The 19,348-nt window shown below is 34.4% G+C and carries 17 protein-coding genes and 1 pseudogene; 10 read left to right on the forward strand and 8 right to left on the reverse strand.

Translation table 11 applies throughout. The features are described from left to right. Positions 1–8: 8 nt before the first annotated feature. The 3 genes from sucA (at position 9) to A9C19_RS08480 (ending at position 5,880) form a co-directional block, all read left to right on the forward strand. On the forward strand, positions 9–2,849 hold the full coding sequence (gene sucA, locus A9C19_RS08470) for a 2-oxoglutarate dehydrogenase E1 component (RefSeq protein ID WP_072579538.1): 2,841 nt from the start codon (positions 9–11) through the stop codon (positions 2,847–2,849). Between the two features lie 122 nt (positions 2,850–2,971). Next, a complete protein-coding gene (gene odhB, locus A9C19_RS08475; protein WP_072579539.1) occupies positions 2,972–4,222 on the forward strand; it encodes a 2-oxoglutarate dehydrogenase complex dihydrolipoyllysine-residue succinyltransferase in 1,251 nt (416 codons plus the stop codon). A gap of 305 nt (positions 4,223–4,527) precedes the next feature. Next, a complete protein-coding gene (locus A9C19_RS08480; RefSeq protein ID WP_072579540.1) occupies positions 4,528–5,880 on the forward strand; it encodes a sodium-dependent transporter in 1,353 nt (450 codons plus the stop codon). 77 nt (positions 5,881–5,957) lie between these two features. On the opposite strand, the gene A9C19_RS08485 is transcribed toward A9C19_RS08480, so the two are convergent. Beyond that, positions 5,958–6,869: a superoxide dismutase gene (locus tag A9C19_RS08485; protein WP_072579541.1), complete on the reverse strand. Its 912-nt coding sequence runs from the start codon at positions 6,867–6,869 to the stop codon at positions 5,958–5,960. 47 nt (positions 6,870–6,916) lie between these two features. Further along, a pseudogene (locus A9C19_RS08490) lies at positions 6,917–8,819 on the reverse strand (terpene cyclase/mutase family protein). 266 nt (positions 8,820–9,085) lie between these two features. On the opposite strand from A9C19_RS08490, the gene A9C19_RS08495 reads away from it, so the two are divergent. From A9C19_RS08495 to A9C19_RS08515, 5 genes are all read left to right on the forward strand, one after another. Further along, entirely contained in the window at positions 9,086–10,309 is a 1,224-nt protein-coding gene (locus A9C19_RS08495) for an MDR family MFS transporter (protein WP_072579542.1), read from the forward strand. A gap of 74 nt (positions 10,310–10,383) precedes the next feature. Further along, the gene (locus A9C19_RS08500; RefSeq protein ID WP_072579543.1) at positions 10,384–10,590 is read left to right on the forward strand and encodes a DUF6501 family protein; all 207 of its coding nucleotides are present in this window, start codon (positions 10,384–10,386) and stop codon (positions 10,588–10,590) included. Between the two features lie 275 nt (positions 10,591–10,865). Next, entirely contained in the window at positions 10,866–11,399 is a 534-nt protein-coding gene (locus tag A9C19_RS08505; protein WP_072579544.1) for a helix-turn-helix domain-containing protein, read from the forward strand. A gap of 109 nt (positions 11,400–11,508) precedes the next feature. Further along, positions 11,509–12,015: a GNAT family N-acetyltransferase gene (locus A9C19_RS08510; RefSeq protein ID WP_072579545.1), complete on the forward strand. Its 507-nt coding sequence runs from the start codon at positions 11,509–11,511 to the stop codon at positions 12,013–12,015. 307 nt (positions 12,016–12,322) lie between these two features. Next, positions 12,323–13,507, forward strand: a complete 1,185-nt coding sequence (locus A9C19_RS08515; protein WP_072581808.1) for a DHH family phosphoesterase — start codon at positions 12,323–12,325, stop codon at positions 13,505–13,507. A 255-nt stretch (positions 13,508–13,762) separates the two neighbouring features. Here A9C19_RS08515 and A9C19_RS21720 read toward each other — a convergent pair whose 3' ends face one another. The 3 genes from A9C19_RS21720 to A9C19_RS08525 form a co-directional block, all read right to left on the reverse strand. After that, positions 13,763–13,915, reverse strand: a complete 153-nt coding sequence (locus tag A9C19_RS21720) for a hypothetical protein (RefSeq protein ID WP_158515071.1) — start codon at positions 13,913–13,915, stop codon at positions 13,763–13,765. A gap of 95 nt (positions 13,916–14,010) precedes the next feature. After that, complete coding sequence (locus tag A9C19_RS08520; protein ID WP_072579546.1) at positions 14,011–14,457, reverse strand: cupredoxin domain-containing protein; 447 nt, start codon at positions 14,455–14,457, stop codon at positions 14,011–14,013. Between the two features lie 391 nt (positions 14,458–14,848). After that, entirely contained in the window at positions 14,849–15,193 is a 345-nt protein-coding gene (locus A9C19_RS08525; protein WP_072579547.1) for a YflT domain-containing protein, read from the reverse strand. A gap of 181 nt (positions 15,194–15,374) precedes the next feature. On the opposite strand from A9C19_RS08525, the gene A9C19_RS08530 reads away from it, so the two are divergent. Continuing rightward, positions 15,375–15,752: a KGG domain-containing protein gene (locus A9C19_RS08530; RefSeq protein WP_072579548.1), complete on the forward strand. Its 378-nt coding sequence runs from the start codon at positions 15,375–15,377 to the stop codon at positions 15,750–15,752. Positions 15,753–16,005: 253 nt separating this feature from the next. Continuing rightward, the gene (gene proC / locus A9C19_RS08535; RefSeq protein ID WP_072579549.1) at positions 16,006–16,797 is read left to right on the forward strand and encodes a pyrroline-5-carboxylate reductase; all 792 of its coding nucleotides are present in this window, start codon (positions 16,006–16,008) and stop codon (positions 16,795–16,797) included. Positions 16,798–16,872: 75 nt separating this feature from the next. Here proC and A9C19_RS08540 read toward each other — a convergent pair whose 3' ends face one another. From A9C19_RS08540 to A9C19_RS08550, 3 genes are all read right to left on the reverse strand, one after another. Then, positions 16,873–17,538, reverse strand: a complete 666-nt coding sequence (locus A9C19_RS08540; RefSeq protein WP_072579550.1) for a protein kinase family protein — start codon at positions 17,536–17,538, stop codon at positions 16,873–16,875. Between the two features lie 1,164 nt (positions 17,539–18,702). Beyond that, positions 18,703–18,912, reverse strand: coding sequence for a cold-inducible protein YdjO-related protein (locus A9C19_RS08545; protein ID WP_072579551.1), 210 nt, complete (start codon positions 18,910–18,912; stop codon positions 18,703–18,705). Positions 18,913–19,076: 164 nt separating this feature from the next. Continuing rightward, positions 19,077–19,256, reverse strand: a complete 180-nt coding sequence (locus A9C19_RS08550; protein WP_072579552.1) for an H-type small acid-soluble spore protein — start codon at positions 19,254–19,256, stop codon at positions 19,077–19,079. Positions 19,257–19,348 lie beyond the last annotated feature (92 nt).

Raw genomic sequence — 19,348 nt, forward strand, 5'->3', positions numbered from 1 at the left:
AATGTTAGATGTCAGAAGGAACAAATAAACGAAATTATCCTTGGGAAAATTTTCATGGACCAAACCTCGGCTATGTTATGGAACAATTTGATTTATATAAGTCAAATCCTGATTCTGTTGACATAGAACTGAAAGAAATGTTCGACCAATGGGGTTCTCCTTCTATAATATCCAATCAACAAATTGGTACAACTGATAATGAAACAATGAATGCTGTTTCTATGAAGAAGGTAGCGGAAGCTGTTAAGCTTGTGACTAACATTAGAAGATATGGTCACTTGAATTCTTCCATTTACCCGTTTGAAAGTACAGTAGAAAAGAATGAGTTCCTACGATTAGAAGAATATGATTTAACAGAAGAAGACTTAAAACATATCCCTGCTCATCTTTTATGTGAAGATGCTCCAGCGTATGTAACAAACGGCTTAGAGGCGTATCAATATTTAAAAGAAGTGTATAAAAGTTCAATAGCATTTGAATTTAGTCATGTACATAATTATGAAGAAAAAACATGGCTAGTTAAAATGGTAGAATCCGGAGATATATTTAGACCGGTAACAAATGAAAAAAGAAAAGCGATGTTAAAAAGATTAACAGAAGTAGAAGGCTTTGAGCAATATCTTCATAAAACATTTGTAGGACAAAAGCGATTTTCGATTGAAGGATTAGATATGCTTGTTCCTATCCTAGATGAATTGATTTCAAAAGCGGTAGATGCAGGTTCTAATACGATTAATATCGGAATGGCTCACCGTGGGAGATTAAATGTTTTAGCTCATGTTTTAGGCAAGCCATATGAAATTATCTTTTCTGAATTCCAACATGCACCTAACAAAGAGTTAGTTCCTTCTGAGGGATCCATAGGAATTAATTATGGGTGGAGTGGTGACGTAAAATATCATTTAGGTGCAAACAAGCAGATCACAGAAGAAAGTAAAGTCCAAGCTAAGGTTACTTTAGCTAATAATCCTAGTCATTTAGAATTTATTGATCCGATTGTTGAAGGCTATACACGTGCTGCACAGGAAGTTCGAACAGAAAAGGGATATCCTAAGCTAAATGTCAATGAAGCAATGGCGATCTTAATACATGGTGATGCCGCATTCCCAGGTGAAGGAATTGTTGCAGAAACATTAAATTTAAATAAACTAACAGGATATCAAACTGGAGGTACGATTCATATTATTGCGAATAATATGATCGGATTTACAACTGAAAGTAGAGATTCAAGGTCGACTAAGTATGCGAGCGATTTAGCTAAAGGGTATGAAATTCCAATCATCCATGTGAACGCAGATGATCCAGAAGCTTGTATCGCAGCAGTATACATTGCGATGGAATATCGTAAAAAGTTCAAAAGCGATTTTCTTATTGATTTAATCGGTTATCGACGTTTTGGTCATAATGAAATGGATGAACCTGCTATGACTCAACCAAAACTTTACGAGAAAATAAGAAAACATCCAACAGTTCGTCAATTATACGGTAAGCAATTAGAAAATGAAGGCGTTATTAAGTCAGAAGAAATTGAAAATATTAATAATGAAGTACAGACTGCATTTGAAACGGCTTATCAGAAAGTACCTAAGAAAAAAGATAGTGTCTCTCACGAAATAAAGTTACCGAAATTTGTTAATAATGGCTTACCTGAATTAAAAACAGCTATTCCAAAAGATAGAATCTTAGAATTAAACAATGAGTTAGTCACCTGGCCAGAAAACTTCTCTGTATTTTCAAAACTTCAGAGAATCCTTGAAAGACGTGCAAAAGCATTGTCAGAAGAAGGGAAAGTAGAGTGGGCATTAGGAGAAGCTTTAGCATTTGCTTCCATCTTAGAAGATGGTACGCCAATTAGAATAACGGGACAAGATTCTCAGCGCGGTACATTCGCACAAAGACACATTGTTCTTCACGATGTTGAAAATGGAAATACTTATTCACCTTTACATCGTTTAAAAGATGCTAAAGCCTCATTTGCAGTTCATAATAGTCCACTGTCTGAAGGATCAGTCATTGGATTTGAATATGGATACAATGTTTTTGCACCTGAAACATTAGTTTTATGGGAAGCGCAATACGGTGACTTTGCAAATGCTGCTCAAGTATTCTTCGATCAATTCATCGCAGCAGGTCGAGCAAAATGGGGTCAAAAATCTGGATTAGTTATGCTTTTACCGCATGGCTTTGAAGGTCAAGGTCCTGAACATTCAAGTGGAAGACTTGAGAGATTTCTACAATTAGCCGCAGAAGATAGTTGGCAAGTAGCGAACTTAACAAGTGCGTCACAATACTTCCATATATTAAGACGTCAGGCGGACTTACTAAAACGAGAAGAAGTAAGACCTTTAGTTATTATGACACCGAAGAGTTTACTAAGAAATCCACTTACAGTTTCAACTATTAATGAGTTAACTGAAGGAGAATTCAAGCCTATAGTTGAACAGCCAGGACTAGGTAACTCTCCTGAAAAAGTAAAACGATTAGTATTATGCAGTGGTAAGGTATCTATTGATTTAGCGGATAAAATTAGTTCAATGAATGAAGACCTTGATTGGGTTCATGTCTTAAGAGTAGAAGAGCTTTATCCATTCCCGAAAAAAATCATTTCTTCTATCCTTTCTAAGTTAACTTCATTAGAAGAGATTGTTTGGGTACAAGAGGAGCCTCAAAATATGGGGGCATGGACATTTATTGATTCTAAACTAAGAGAAATTACTCCTGAGGGTGTTCCAGTAACCTATATTGGAAGAAGAAGAAGACAAAGTCCTGCTGAGGGAGATCCAAATATCCACAAAAAAGATCAAGAACGAATCTTAACAGAAGCTTTAACGTGGAATAACGAAAAGTAATCACTTTTGACCAATTAAAATTACATTGAAAAAACGGGACTTGGGTTATTCATATTGTTTGGACTATGTAATAAACATATAGAATACATGTAATAATCCAAGTGCTCAAGGGGGAAACCAACATGGCTGAAATTAAAGTACCAGAACTAGCAGAATCTATTACTGAAGGAACAATTGCACAATGGCTTAAGAACCCAGGTGACAAAGTCGAAAAAGGTGAATATCTCCTAGAAGTTGAAACTGATAAGGTAAATGTTGAATTAACAGCTGAATTTTCAGGTGTTTTAAAGGAGCTTTATAAAGAGTCTGGTGATACAGTGCAAGTTGGAGAAACAATTGGGGTAATTGACGAAAGTGGCCAGACTTCAAACTCAGAGTCTACGGTAACAGAAGAAGAAAAGGCTGAAGAAAGTAAGCCTGAAGCAAAAGAAGAAGCAGCAACTCAAGAAGAGAAAAAACAAAGAACAATTGCTTCTCCTGCAGCAAGAAAACTAGCACGTGAGCGAGGAATTGATTTAGAAAAGGTTCAAACAGTTGACCCACTAGGTCGAGTTCGTAAGCAAGATGTTGAAGCACATAATGATGAACAAGCGTCTCAGCCTTCAGCATCGAAATCATCACAACCATCAGCACCACCAAAATCTGTACCTCAAGTACAGGAAGATCCAAATAAGCCAGTAGAACGAGTGAAGATGTCAAGACGTAGACAAACTATTGCTAATCGCTTAGTTGAGGTTCAACAAACTGCAGCAATGCTAACAACCTTCAATGAAGTAGATATGACGGCTGTTATGGAAGTAAGAAAGCGTCGTAAAGATAAATTCTATGATCAGCATGATGTTCGTTTAGGATTTATGTCTTTCTTTACGAAAGCTGTAGTAGCTGCATTAAAACAGTATCCACTATTGAACGCGGAAATACAAGGAAACGAAATCCTTATGAAAAAATTCTATGATATTGGAATTGCAGTGTCCGCTCCTGAAGGATTAGTCGTACCTGTAGTTCGTGATGCAGACCGTTTAAATTTCGCAGGAATTGAAGGCGAAATTATGAACCTTGCGACAAAAGCAAGAGATAATAAATTAAGTTTAAGTGACCTTCAGGGAGGTACATTTACCATTACTAATGGTGGTGTATTTGGATCATTACTTTCAACACCAATCTTAAATGGTCCTCAAGTTGGTATTTTAGGAATGCATAAAATTCAACTTCGTCCAGTTGCTATTGATGAAGAAAGAATGGAAAATAGACCGATGATGTATATTGCATTATCTTATGATCATAGAATTGTTGATGGGAAAGAAGCAGTTAGCTTCTTAGCAACGGTAAAAGCCTTGTTAGAAGATCCTGAATCACTGCTTTTAGAGGGTTAATCATTTCAAAAAGAGAATGAAAAAATGTGGAATGTAAAAGGGTGATAACAATTGTTATCACCCTTTTACTATTTTAGGCAAATATATAGGAGCTATTCCATGTTTTGCTAACATTGACGCGACGCGATTTTAGAATCCCCTTTTTTGTAGACCTGATCATTTCAATATACAAACTTTTTTTAAAATTCCAATTTAAAATTTCATCTTAATTTGTTACAATAAAAACTTATATGGAATGGATGTTAAATGGGTTGATTCAAAATCATTTCTTAGCATTCTATTAAATAAGTATTAGAGGTGGTTTTGTGAGTAATAAAGCTGATCAATGGTCTTCAAAATTAGCCTTTATTCTTGCTGCAGCAGGTTCTGCAATTGGATTAGGAGCTATCTGGAAGTTTCCATATGTGGCGGGAACAAGCGGTGGAGGTGTATTTTTCCTCATTTTTATTTTGTTTACAGTTCTTGTGGGGTTACCTCTCCTTTTAGGCGAATTTATAATAGGCAGGAGTACTCAAAAAGATGCTATTCAATCATACAAACAGATTGCTCCCAATTCTTCCTGGCACCTTATAGGAAGATTAGGTATTGTAACTTGCTTTATTTTGCTTTCCTTTTATAGTGTAGTAGGCGGATGGATTCTTATTTATATTTATAAAGGGGTAACTGGTGAATTAAGTGGTTTAAATGAACAACAATATGGAGAATTATTTGGTTCAAGTATATCAAATGCACCTCTAGTAATTGGGTCACAGCTATTATTTTTATTAATAACTATTTATGTTGTTTCAAAAGGAGTATCAAAAGGGATTGAAAGAGCAAGTAGAATCATGATGCCAGCATTATTTATCCTTTTTATTCTTTTAATTATTCGATCTATATCACTTGAAGGATCGATGGAAGGTGTCATCTTTTTCCTCAAGCCTGATTTTGCTAAGGTCACATCAGAGACTATTCTCTATGCAATGGGACAGTCATTTTTTGCTTTAAGTGTTGGTGTTTCAGTAATGGTTACCTATAGCTCTTACTTATCAAAAAATGAAAATCTTCCCCAATCGGCAATTTCAATTGTATCGTTAAATTTATTTGTAGCTTTATTAGCGGGGTTAGCCATCTTTCCTGCTGTATTTTCTTTTGGTTTAGCGCCAGACGCAGGGCCTGTCCTTCTTTTTAATGTACTACCAACTGTTTTCAATCAAATGCCTATGGGAATAGTCTTTTTAATGGCTTTCCTACTACTATTCTTATTTGCAACATTGACCTCTGCTTTTTCCATGCTTGAGATTATTATAGCACCGTTAGCTAAAGGTGATGTGATAAGAAGAAGAAGGTTTTCTTGGATAATCGGATTAAGTATTTTTATAGTTGGAGTTCCATCAGCCCTTTCATTTGGTGTCCTAGATTCCGTACAAATATTTGGGGAGACCATTTTTGATGCGGCAGATTTCTTAGTTAGTAATATATTAATGCCACTTGGGGCACTTCTCATTTCTATTTTTGTTCCAATGAAACTCAGCAAAGAAAAGCTGTTTGAGGAATTAGCATTAGGTTCAAAACTTAGTAATAAAATCTTTATCTCTTGGTATTTCCTATTAAAATATATAGCTCCAATAGTAATTATCTTTGTCTTCTTGGATGCATTAGGATTGTTTAAAAATTAAGAAAAGGCGTTCAAATATTTGAGTTTGAACGCCTTTTCTGCCTTTGAAGAATGAGTTTTCTGAGCTAGAAAAATTTATTAGAATGGTTGCCATTTTAATTGTTGTGCTTCTTGAAACCTTCTTTCAACCTCTTTCCAGTTCACAATATTCCACCAATTATCGATATATTTCTTCCTTTCATTTTTATATTGTAAGTAATAAGCATGTTCCCATACGTCTAAAACTAATAGTGGAACAACATCCCACTGACTTAGGTTTTGATGCTTTTCTGCTTGGAGTATTTCTAGTCTTCTTGAACGAGGAGACCATACTAAAATTGTCCAACCCACCGCTTCAACATTATGTGCAGCTGCTGAAAAATGGGTCTTGAATTTTTCAAAACTACCAAATGTATCGATAATTTCCCTCAATACGATTCCTTTTGGACTCTTTTCACTAGTAGGACTCATAATACTCCAGAAAATGGTGTGTAAGTAATGCCCAGCTCCATGAAAGGCTGCTTCTCGTTCCCAGTGTTTGATAAGGTCGTATTGATTATGATCTCTAGCTTTTTGCATTTCTATTTCGGCCTTATTCAGACCGTCTACATAACTTTGATGATGTTTATCATGATGAAGTCTCATTATTTCTCGATCAATATAAGGTTCTAATGCATCATACTCATATGGAAGAGGGGGTAGTGTGTGTTTACCAATCGGAACAGTAGTTGAGCGTTGTGACATAAGGGAAGTGTTGTCTTCTATAGATTTATTCTGAAAATAGGATTCTAAGCGATGATATAATTCACTTGCACGTTGTGAGAGCACCTTATTATCAATCTCTTTTTCTTGAAGAATAGCTTCTTTAAGATTTATTACCTCATGTTTCCACTCATTTAGGTCTCTTAAATCGTGATTATGTAGGAGTGTCTCTAAAGAGAGTTCGTAACTATCAAGAATTTCCTCACACCAATTTAAGATTTGTTTTTGAAAATCTACTGTCACCTTAATCCCTCCTAAAATAAAATCATTAGTAACTATATGCAGTAGGATTATTGTTATTGATATAATTTTTTTAAATAATGGGAAAACGTGAGTAACGGGTAGATGTGATTGTAACTATGATAAGTAATATAGAATTGTCCCGGTAAACCAATTCCAGTTGGGTAATGTAATGCGTGTTGCTTAAAGTTTTTATTTAATAAGTGTGTAATTCCCTTTTTAACAGAGGGAGTATCATTTAAGTTGGCTTGTATTAATGCGTCAAGTGCCCACGCTGTTTGTGAAGGTGTACTGAATGTTAGTGGCGTATACTCTTTCCTTTCACAACTTTTACAGGATTCTCCCCATCCACCGTTTTCTAATTGAATTTGCTGTAACCATTTTGTAGCTTTTTGGATAACGGGAGAAGTTGCTGGTACACCAACTGCGATTAATCCAGTTATTGCTGCCCATGTTCCATATATATAGCACACACCCCATCTACCGTACCAGGAGCCAATTTTTCTCTTGGTTTGCAATTAACCAGTTTACAGCTGCTTGAATTTGAGGATGTTGGGATGTTAATCCTGCGAAGTTACCTAGGAACTCTAATGTTATTCCAGTTAAATCAGGCGTTGAAGGATCAATAGCAGCGTCGATTGCGTTTTCTAATGGAAGTAAGGCCAATAGCTTTAAGTCAGTGTTCTTTTCAAAAGCAGCCCATCCACCATCTTGATTTTGCATGGATAATAAATAGGTAACACCTCGGTACCAAGCTTCTTGAGATTTTCTATTTGTCATTGCATGTTTAGTCAGAGCTCTTAAAGCTGCTGACGTATCATCATTATCAGGATTAAGTGAATTGTTATCAGAAAATCCAAAGCCTCCGGGTTTAGTGGAAGGGTTATGTATAGACCAATCACCATACTTTTTATGTTGTTTTGAAAGAATGTACGTAACGGAAGAATGAATCATGTGGTCGTAGGATGTCGTGTTAGCTATGACTCCAGTTACTTCCTGTACTGCATAACTTATAAGTGCTGTATCCCAAACAGTAGAAGTTGAATTTTCTAAATGAGTTCCATTACAAGTATCATTTAATAAGTTTTTAAGTCCTTTTATAGCATTTTTAATAATAGGAGTATTTCTATGATAACCAAGAGAAAGAAGTGCATAGATCATGAATATAGTTGCACTGGCATAGCTATACAAAGTTCCATCATCCTCAATACGCTCTAATAAGCACTTCTCAGCTCGATAATAACCTAAGCGGTGTAAATAAGATGGCCATTGAACAAGCTTTTTCATTTCATGAGTGAGAGTAGCTCTATTATTGGAATTAGCAGCTAAGTCCCAATGGTCGATAGAAGCATCTCTAAGGGTATTTCTCTTAAAAGGGTTGATAGGAGTATATTTGGAAGTAATGGAGAATTTTTTATTAGCAGGTATCATCATTGAGATGAAGTGAATTCTGGCATATGTACTTAGTTGATAGAAATTAAGTGGAAATGATTGTGGAATTAGGAGAAATGTCATTGGAATATAGAAAAGTGAAGGCCATGGATATAAACCATTCACCGCAAGAAACCATTTCGTCATAAAATGTGTTTTTGATAAGCCGCCTTTTTTCTCAATATATTGTTTTGCTAGTTGCATGTTACGGTTATCTGATGTGTAATATCCAGAATATAATAGGGCGAAGTAAGCTTGAACTGTAGCGGATAAGTTTCCATCGCTTTCATCAGAATATGCTCTCCATGCACCACTTGGTGTTTGATTAGTAACGATTCTTTTTGTCAATGCTTTAATCATTTCTTCTTCATTTTCAATTGCTAAAGAACGAATAGTTATAATCATACATGCATCTGTTAAAAATCCGCCTTCAAAGCAAAAGTGCCAACTACCATCCTGTAACTGATTTTCTTTTAAGAAATTTAGTCTATGAGTAAGTTCAATAAGTAGCTTATTGTTATCAACCATCCGCATATCACCTCATACTAACATTATGCTGAAGGACTTCATGTTATGAAAGTGGAAAAAACAGGAATACCTTAAAAGTCCTTTCTTTACGTAAGAACAACTACCTACTATATATAATGAAAGACGACAAGGTTCAAAAGCAGGAAGGTGGAAGGTTATATTAATTCCATGAACTTGGATGAAAATGACTCTCCCAAAAAAACAGAGTGACAATAGGGAATTTTAGGTATATTCTAAATTTATTACGTCATGAAGGAAGGAATGAAATGTTTAAAGAGAGTAAACAGTTAAATCCAATTACAATCAACATCATTGTAGGGACGTTATTCGGTCGTTTAGCTACGTCAATGTGCCTTCCCTTTCTAGCAATCTATTTAACTCAGGTAAAGAATGTCACTCCTGCAACTGCCGGTGCAATTATTGCTAGTAGCTCTTTAGTGGGAATAGGCGCAAGCTTTTATGGAGGATACCTTTCTGATCGTTTCGGTCGAAAACCTGTTTTATTAGTTTCAATCTTTATTTGGGCTTTAGTTTTTGTGGGCTTTTCATTTGTTGATTCCATTCTTGGTTTTTTCTTGATGAATTCATTAAATGGGTTGTGCAGAGCTGTATTTGAACCTACATCAAGAGCTATGCTTTCTGATTTAACAGATGAAAAGAATCGTCTTATGATCTTTAACTTACGGTATACGGCAATTAATGTAGGTGTTACGTTTGGTCCATTAATCGGATTAAAGGTAGGAGCTTCGGGAACGACGGTACCTTTTATATTTGCCGGTGTTATTTATGTAGTTTACGGATTGGTTCTAAGCTATTTATTATCGAAAAAGAAATTACCTGTTCAATCCATTGTGAAAGAACGAGTTCAGCTAATGGATGCTATAATTGTTATAAAGAAGGATAAGGTATTCCTCTTTTCAATCATTGGATTAATTCTGTGTATTACCGGCTATTCTCAGTTTTCATCTACTTTACCACAATATTTTTCAAGCTCTGAAGCATTTAAAGAGGGAGTAGAAATATTTTCTTACCTTCTAACCTTAAACGCCATCACTGTTATCGTTCTACAATATCCTTTAATGAGGGTAGGGAAGAAATATTCTCCGTTACTTTCTATTATTTTAGGAAATCTTGTCATAAGTGTTGGGTTGTTAGGATTTGCTTTATTTACTACTTTTCCAATATTAATCATTATGATGGTTATTTTTACAATTGGTGAAATTCTGATGTTTGCTATGACTGATATGCTTATCGATCAACTAGCAAATGAAGAAATAAAAGGTACATACTTTGGTGCAATGGGCTTTACCCAGCTCGGAAATGTATTTGGTCCTTGGCTAGGTGGAGTATTACTTGACAGCTTTGGAGCAAATCAACCGATGGTAGTATTTGGATCACTTGCCATCATTACGTTAATTGGTGTTCCCATTCTTTTATATGTTAAGTTTTTAATGAAGGGGAAGTTGCTATCAAGTCGAGCTATGGTCTAGCTGCTTTCTAATTCCTCATTGGCTTTTTATTTGATTTTAGTTAAAATATGAATAGAAAAGAAAGGTGGATAAAAATGATACATAAAACATGGCATAAAACAACACCTGTAAAAAAGGTGAAATGCGTTCATACTAATGCAGCTAAATATATGGTAAACCGTGCATTAAGTGAAGGGAAAGAATATGATGTTCAAAACGAAACAGAAGAATTTTATTTTGTAATTGATAACACTGGAAAAGTTGGCGGTTATTATAAGGAATATTTTGAAGCCATTTCTTAAATGTCTTCCGATAGAATATACTCCGATTTGACGAAAGTGTTCAGGAATAGAAGAGGAATACCCTTTTCTATTCTTTTTCTAATCTTCGAGGTTATTTCCTCTTATCTTCTAATACGCAAAAGTAAACTAATAACGAACTAAAAGACGATCTTCTATTCAAATACAATGACATATTGGGTAGCAAACTTACTAAATTACAGGAACTCAGAGTAGTAATTGTTATTTTTGATTGTTTTTATAATTGATAATGATAATATAAGCAAAGGAGGTCCATTTTGATTTCAAAAGTGAAAGTAGTTCTTCACCCCGTTAGATTAAAGATTGTGCAATCTCTTATTGGAAAAAAAGAGCTAAATGTACAACTATTATCTTCAAAATTACCTGATGTACCTCAAGCTACGTTATATAGACACTTAAATAAACTACTAGAAGCAGAAATTATTAAAGTTGTAAAAGAAAATCAAATCAGAGGGACAGTAGAAAAATTTTATAGTTTAGTTGATCAGCAAGTGATAAATCAAGATGATCTTCACAAGCTTAGCCGTGACGAGCATCTTCAGTTGTTTCTAACCTTCATGACTCACTTACTAGCAAAGTATGAGAGTTATTTGAATCAAGAAGAAATTGATTTATTTAAAGATGGAGTAGTCTATAGAGAAGCCATTGCCTACCTGTCAGATGATGAATTTAATGAATTTGTTGAAGATTTATCCATTATCATGAAGAAAGTAATGGACAAGAAGCCAAGTAATGAAAGAAAAGCAAGACATATTGCAAGTATATTTATACCAGAGTCAAAAGGAACATAGGAGTAAGCTAAAGTTTACCATTATTTACGACAAAGATTAATGGACTGGAGATACTAAAAAAAGGAATTTTACATTGTCATATATGTTATAAATAAAGGAGAAAAGATTCATGAGAGAAAATGTTGAGATTAGAGATGCTATAATGGAAGACTTGGATCGGATTGTCGAAATATATAACACGTCAATTCCAGGGCAGTTAGCAACTGCAGATTTAGAGGAAATAACAGTTGAAAGTAGAATTCCATGGTTTCAAGATCATAATACGCATCATAGACCGTTATGGGTACTTTGCCAAAACAGTGAAATCGTAGGTTGGTTAAGTTTTCAGTCCTTTTATGGTCGACCAGCTTATAATGCTACCGCTGAAGTGAGCATTTATATTCACCCAGACGTCCACGGTAAAGGGTATGCAAGGGTCTTACTAGAAAAAGCAATGAATGAGTGTCCGAATCTTAAAATAAAAACTTTATTAGCCTTCGTGTTCGGACATAATATTCCTAGTATCTCTTTATTTAAGAAATATGAATTCAATGAATGGGCTCATCTTCCGAAAATTGCGGACATGGATGGTGTTGAAAGAGACTTAATCATTTTAGGAAAAAGAATCGTTGAATAATATAGGTAGAAGAAAAAGGTAGTCTTTACAATCTGGGACTCCTTCTTTTTTTTGTTATAGCTTAAGAAATGACAGAATTCATAGTTTTTGGATGAGTACTTCAATTAGGGTTCAGTAGTCAGTTTTCTTTATGGAAAATTCTAGCCCGCGAAACACAGAACGTAAAAAAACTTTGTGCTGCATTGGGTCATAAACCAATTTATGTAGCAAATGAAATCGTGAATAAAATATACTTTTGTAAACAATACTTTAAACGAGTTAGACCGTTTTAAATGTAGTAGAGGTAGAGGTGAAGTGATTGAATAACATGCTATTAACACATAACGATTTAGATGGAATAAGCTGTGGGATTCTTGCAAAGACTGCTTTTAAGGAAGATGTAGAAGTGCAGTACCACTCAGTAAATAGTTTAGACTATGCTGTAGAAAAGTTTTTACAAATCCACAGTGAGGGAAACTTCGATAGAACGAAATTATACATAACAGATTTATCTGTTCATCAAGAAAATGCAAAAAGATTAAATGAATATGTGAAAAAAGGTGGTCAAGTCATATTAATTGATCATCATAAGTCCGCTTTACATTTAAATAATTATAGTTGGGCAAGTGTCTCAGTAGAAGAACCGAATGGAGGTTTAGCATCTGCAACCTCGTTATTTTATGAGTATCTTATTAAGTCTAAAGCGTTAGAATCGAGCAAAATTCTTGATGAATATGTTGAATTAGTTCGTCAATATGATACTTGGGAATGGGAAAAAAATAATAATAGTCAAGCAAAACAATTAAATGATTTATTATTTTTACAATCAATAGAGGAATTCGAAGAATCAATATCTAAAAGAATACACGACCAAGAACGTTTCACATTTAGTGACTTCGAAGTGAAATTGTTAGAAATGGAAGAAAATAAACGAGACCGCTATATTCGAAAAAAGAAACGAGAGACTATACAAGTAAATATCACAGATGCTTGTGTGGGCGTTGTTTATGCTGAAGCTTACCACTCTGAGCTGGGAAATGAATTAGGTAAAGAATATTCTCATTTGGATGCGATTGTCATCTTAAACATGGGGAATAGAAAGGTAAGTTTTAGGACGATACACGACGATGTTGATGTGTCAGAAATAGCAGCTACATTTGGCGGAGGAGGTCATGCAAAGGCGGCTGGTTGTTCCTTAACAAAGGAAGCATACAAACAATTTGTGGAGAAAACGTTTCTGCTTAAACCATTAAGGGTAGATGCTACTCATAATGAATTAAATCAAAAAACAAATTGTACTCACTATCAAAATAATGAAAAAGATCAATTCTTTCTTTATCACTCAGATACAGGAAAATGGATAATTGAAAAAAATCACAAAGAGTTAGAAGACCATTTTGAAACAAGAGAGCTTGCAGAGAGATTTATTAAGCGGTCTTATTCCGCCAACTTATCAAAAGATGAACATCTTATAAATTATTTGTATGATTCCTATAATAGAAATAAAATGTAGTGAACAAAAAAGAGGGGTGCTGAATGCTGTTTTTAGTATGGAGTAGTACTTCTTTTTTTAAGGTTGTTCTTTGATTGATGGTAACGGTAAAATGTGATAGAAGCATCCATTCAAAAAAATTCGGTTCCTCTGGAGGAGGAACCGAAAACCAAAACCCTTCTTTATTCCTTATCGGTATTCTTCGTGAACTGATGTATATGCTTAAATAGATATAAAAGGTTAAGGAAAGAGCCTCTTTATAAGCTAAAAAACGTGTTATGCACTTGTTTCAATTTTCTCCTCTATGTCTGATTGGTGAACTAGTATCACATCATCAATGAATGAATCTACTTTTTTTAGTTCAACATATCCACTTGAATATGTATAAAACAGTTCATATAGCTCCTTATTGTAAATGACATACCTCATTACTAATCACCATTGCCTTTCTTTTAAGTAATCTTTTATTCAATACCCTTTTCTTTTTACATTCAAACTAGTTTTTTAGGCTTATTTTTTTTAATTTAGTCTACAACTAGATAAGCAACCATTGGAGGAATTGCATGTCCTTGGTGCGTATGTGTATCACAAATAAGACGGTAAGTGCCTTCCTCTTTAAAATGAAGAGGAATGATTGTCTCTTCTCCTTTTTTCACCACTCCTTTAATGTCGGTTCCTTCTATATAGAATGGATGTTCTTCACCATTTACGCCATAAATTGATAAGGTAACATTCTCGTCTTTAGGTATTAAAATAGTTCCAGGGTCCCACCGGTAGGCTTCTATCTTTTTCCCATCAGATAATGTGGATGAAAATTCACCAGTAACCATATTAATGACAAGACGATTGGGTTCTTCTTTGTTCGCACTAAAAGTAGGTAACGACTGATTGTTAACTAAATAAAAACTTCCGACCAAAATGACAAATAAACAAATAAGTAACCATTTTCGTTTAATGATAATAAATCGCATATTCATTCCTCCCACGAAAACTTGTCTATATGATTACTATGTAGGAGATAGAGAAAATAGGTCTAATTAAGGTGAATTTTTTTAATCATTCTAAATTTTTAAGAAAACTACATACTATGATTCTACTTATGCGATACATAAACTGACTGAAATTTGTAGATAGGTTAGGAGGGAATTGAAAAAAAAGTTCAGCGAAAAACACTACTAGATCTAAATGTAACCTGATAGTATGCAAAATTAGCTATCAGGCTATAAGATAAGCAGAAGGCGACGTTGATTCTAGATCTAGACATTAAAGCAACGTACAAAATAAAAAAACGATAGCCAAACTTACACTTACTAGTTTGGCTACCGTTGGTCTAATATGACTGAAAGATAAAAATCTAAATAATTAGGTTAGTTGATATTCTTGTGGGTTCGTTACGATTAATAAAACTTTTCCTTCGTCCAGTTTTTCTTCATATAATTCGGCTTCGTTATTTGAAAAACCAATTTCTTCTAATTGATTTCTTAATTCGTCACCTTTCTTACTAAAGAAATTTCCCACAGCACTACCTACCCCTGTTTCTTCAACACCAATAATGTTAGTGTCAGCTTTATTGGAAATTCTTTCTGTTCTCTCATCATCATGCGTTAGAACATATACATCTTTAGGTTGTACCCCACTACTTTTTAGATGGTTTATTGCTTGCTCTAGTTTTTCTTCATTTTGAAATTCTTCAACATATGGTTTCATTGTTGCTTCCTCCTTTAAGTAAGATAGTATTCTATTACACGAATTAGACAGTTTAAAACATATAATCTCTTTTTATAACGTTTTTAGTCATTTTTTCCTAAATTTAGACAAATGTGTTTGGATGACAAGAAAGGTGGTATAAAAGCCAATGTACAACAAAAAATTGAAGGAGGAATTAATCATGACAAGCGAAAATAACAAAATTAGTAGAGAAGAAGCAGGCAGAAAAGGCGGAGAAAAAACAGCAAGAGAGCATGATAAGGAATTCTATCAAGAGATTGGCCAAAAGGGCGGAGAAAAAACAGCAAGAGAGCATGACAAGGAATTTTACCAAGAGATTGGTCAAAAGGGTGGAGAAAAAACAGCAAGAGAGCATGATAAGGAGTACTATCAGGAAATTGGCCAAAAAGGTGGAGAAAAAACAGCAAGAGAGCACGATAAAGAATTCTATCAAGAGATTGGCCAAAAGGGCGGGGAAAAGACAGCAAGAGAGCATGACAAGGAATTTTATCAAGAGATCGGTCAGAAGGGCGGACGTCAGTCCAGTTCTAACAATTAATGAGGTAAGTAAGAAGATATCCTGTAAGTTTGTAATTTACTCTTTCTTTTTAAATAGAAAAATGTTATAGTAATAAAGCGATGAGCTGAATTGTGTAAGTCGATAGACATACCTTTATGGTTAAATGTACGATGTGGCGTGCAGTCTATCGCCTCAATATACGCAAAGGACGTCTTTTAGACGTCCTTTTTATATGTCATTATTTATAAAAGGCTAAATAACTTTATCAATCCAATACATAAGGAGCTTTTCAATGAAATCTTCTATTTTATTTATCGGTGCCGGTAGAATGGCAGAGGCTATTATTTCAGGTCTGACAAAGGAAAATAAATTTCAGCAAATTTATGTATCAAATAAATCGAGACCAGTAAGATTAAAAGAACTTGCAGACAGTTATCAAGTTGTTCCGACAGAGAATTGGAAAGAGAAGATTGATTCTGTACAAGTGATTGTTTTGGCGATGCCACCAAGTGAACATGATTCTATATTGAATGAATTACAGCCCCTAATAACCAATCAATTTGTCGTAACAATTGCTGCTGGAATTGGACCAACCTATTTAGAAGAACGTCTTCCTAAAGGTACAGCTGTAGGGTGGATTATGCCAAATACAGCAGCAGAAGTTGGCTATTCTATTTCTCTATTCACATATGGTCAGGTGGTAGTAGAAGAAAATAAGCAGCAAATGAAAAACTTACTGGATGCAATAGGTAAATCACATTATTGTTCAGAAGAGGAAGTCCATCAATTAACGGCAATTACTGGAAGTGCTCCAGCCTTTTTATATGCATTTACAGAGGCATTAACCACCATGTCTGAAAAATTAGGAGTTCAACATGAGGTTGCCAGGAAATTAGTGACAGAAATGATTATTGGTTCTTCTGAGATGCTGAAAACAGAGAAAACCGCTAGTGATTTAAGAGAACAAGTAACGACACCAGGGGGTGCAACTGCTGAGGGATTGAAGGTTTTAAAAGAGGGTAATTTTGAGACACTTATTCATCAGGCAATTATTGCTACAAACAAGAAAGCCAGAGGAGAATAGCACCTAAACTTTATTGAAAATTCCCTAATTAAGGAAAAAGGTACTTGATTAGGGAAGGAAAAGTAGTAACCAGTATCATTTTATTGAATTTCTTTCATATGCTTGTTGTTTTTTACGAAAACCGCTTATAACTAAATAAAATTGATAGCTTTTTCTTATTCTTTCAATCAAAGTAATAGGAATGGAGAATGGATGTAACTTATATAAAGGAAAGTATAATAAAGTATAAATTCTTTTAAGATGCCTCCACTTAGGACATTTATAAGGTTTTAAAAAATCAGAAACATCGACTATATAACCATGTCCATTTAACATTATGACATTTTTTCCATGAATATCAGTAGGATTTAGACCTTGTTTAGTTGCGTACTTTATAGCATCATCAACATCGCCTAGAACAGATTTTGGAATAAAGATTCCTTCAATAAATGCTTGGTATAAAGTAACTCCTTCTAGTCTCTCTAGTACTAAATAGCGAGATCCAAATGTATAAAGCATAGAGAAGGATTTGTGATAACCTAATTTTTTGTACACCTTCACTTCCTCTTCTATACCTTTTTTGTTTTCTGCATATATCTTAACCACTTTGTTAGGTAACGACGGGTGGGTGAAAACTGCGGCAAAATTCCCTCTTCCTATTAACTCCCAACCTCTTGGTATATTCTTTACAACTACAGGATCATAGGGTTCAACACTAATAATGGAAACTTTATCTATAATTTCTTCTTTAATCCAATCCATCTTACACCTCTGATTTAATCCGACAATGGTATATGGTAATTTTAGTAATGATCGTATATATTTTCATGTTAATCGTACTAGTTGAATGAGGTTGGGTCAAAACTCAATAACTTTTTTAAAAGACGATCGATTATCGTTTGACACGTTGTTTCTTATTAATAAGTTGTGGTGGAAAGACAAGTCCGTTCCATTCCGTTGCATCCACTTGCTTTCCGCGGGGACAAATGAACTGCTTTTTCCTAGGGAGGAAGCTTTAGCCTCCTCGGCTACGCCTGTGGGGTCTCATCCTTTCCTCTACCTCCCGCTGGAGTCAAGTGTCTTTTGGCTCCATTACACTAGCGATTAATAATCGAATGCATAAACAAGAAATGTAGTGTCAAAGAATAAAAACCGAACGATATGGGAGATTTTCATTGGAAAATCACCTGATAGTTCGGGTTTCTCATTAACTAAAAACACTTATGTCCCAGCTTCTTTTTCTAGGGTAACAAATTTTGTTGAAAATCAGATCTTCCTAGGTCGGTCATGGAGCCACGTCGCGTACCTGTCCCCAAAAACTCCTTTTGACAAACTTTCGACAGGAGTCTCATGCTTTCACTTTAATTAACAAAGTGACATAAATCAATATAAAGCTTAAACATCACCGAAAATTTAATTTTACATCAATTGATATAGTACGTAAACGTTTTTTAGATGGGTATTTTCTTAAGCTTTGTTGCTATTTAGTATTCATTTCAAAAAATATAATCATCATTCATACCTACTACCAGGGTTAGTAAGAAAGAAATGAGATACTCTTCCTTTATAAACAGAAAAATCTTGTAACCAGGGATAAATCATGTGATGTTTTAGGAAAGTAACAATCTATGCGAAAACAGCCTTTTAGAATGAAAGGAACTAGGATAGGAGAGGTAATCAATATATAATTCTCAATGTTAGAATTGATTGGTATAGCTATCATCTAGTTTAGATAGATTCATTAAAAATGAAAGGAAGTTAACAGCTGCTTTTATAAAGGGATCTTGATGGAATTGAGGCTAGAGGATTATCTTTCTCTATTTAGAGCATGTCTTATGATTAAACCGCATTAAAGTTACGTAAACAGCCAAACTAAAAACCCATGCGTATAAGGATCATGGGTTTTTAAAATATGCTTATATGAAATTATTCCTTTTTAAGATGAACTGCCGAAAAATTTTCAAGCACTGGTAGGGTTTTTTCTTCCTCAACCATGCTATGTCCACAAAGTGGGCAGTCTGGATTTTCGTCGGATTTAAAGTTATCACGCATCCAACCATTACAGTTCTCAGAACCACAAGCCCATATCTTTAAATTGACTTCTGGTGGTTTTTCAACTTGTTGTTGAAATCTCATTTAAACACATCCTTCAGTAAGGAGATTTACTACTATATTCATTATACACCTTTTTACTAACAATATGTATAATTGTTAACAAATTCCTAAAATTCGAGGGTTTTTTTATAGCGAAAAAAGGAAAGTACCACGTAAATATTCTCAATACTTTATCTTAATCGTCTTTATATTTCTTTTAGCTCTGAAATCAAGACCTGTGTTCGTTCCTCGAGTGGTCCTCTTAGATGACAAGTAACCATTTGTTGGTCTTCATGTAACTCATCAATCCAAATAGAACTTCCATTATACATAACTTTAATATCTGCAGATGAAGATAAAATTTGTTTAACTCGATTAATATCCATGTACATAACCTCCAATAAACGTAAGTGAAATTTGTAAATCATAATCATTATATCTTTGACAAAAATCGGTAAAATTATGCATTTTGTATAAA

Origin of the sequence: Bacillus weihaiensis (assembly GCF_001889165.1) — a bacterium.
In the GTDB taxonomy this organism is placed as follows: domain Bacteria; phylum Bacillota; class Bacilli; order Bacillales; family Bacillaceae; genus Metabacillus; species Metabacillus weihaiensis.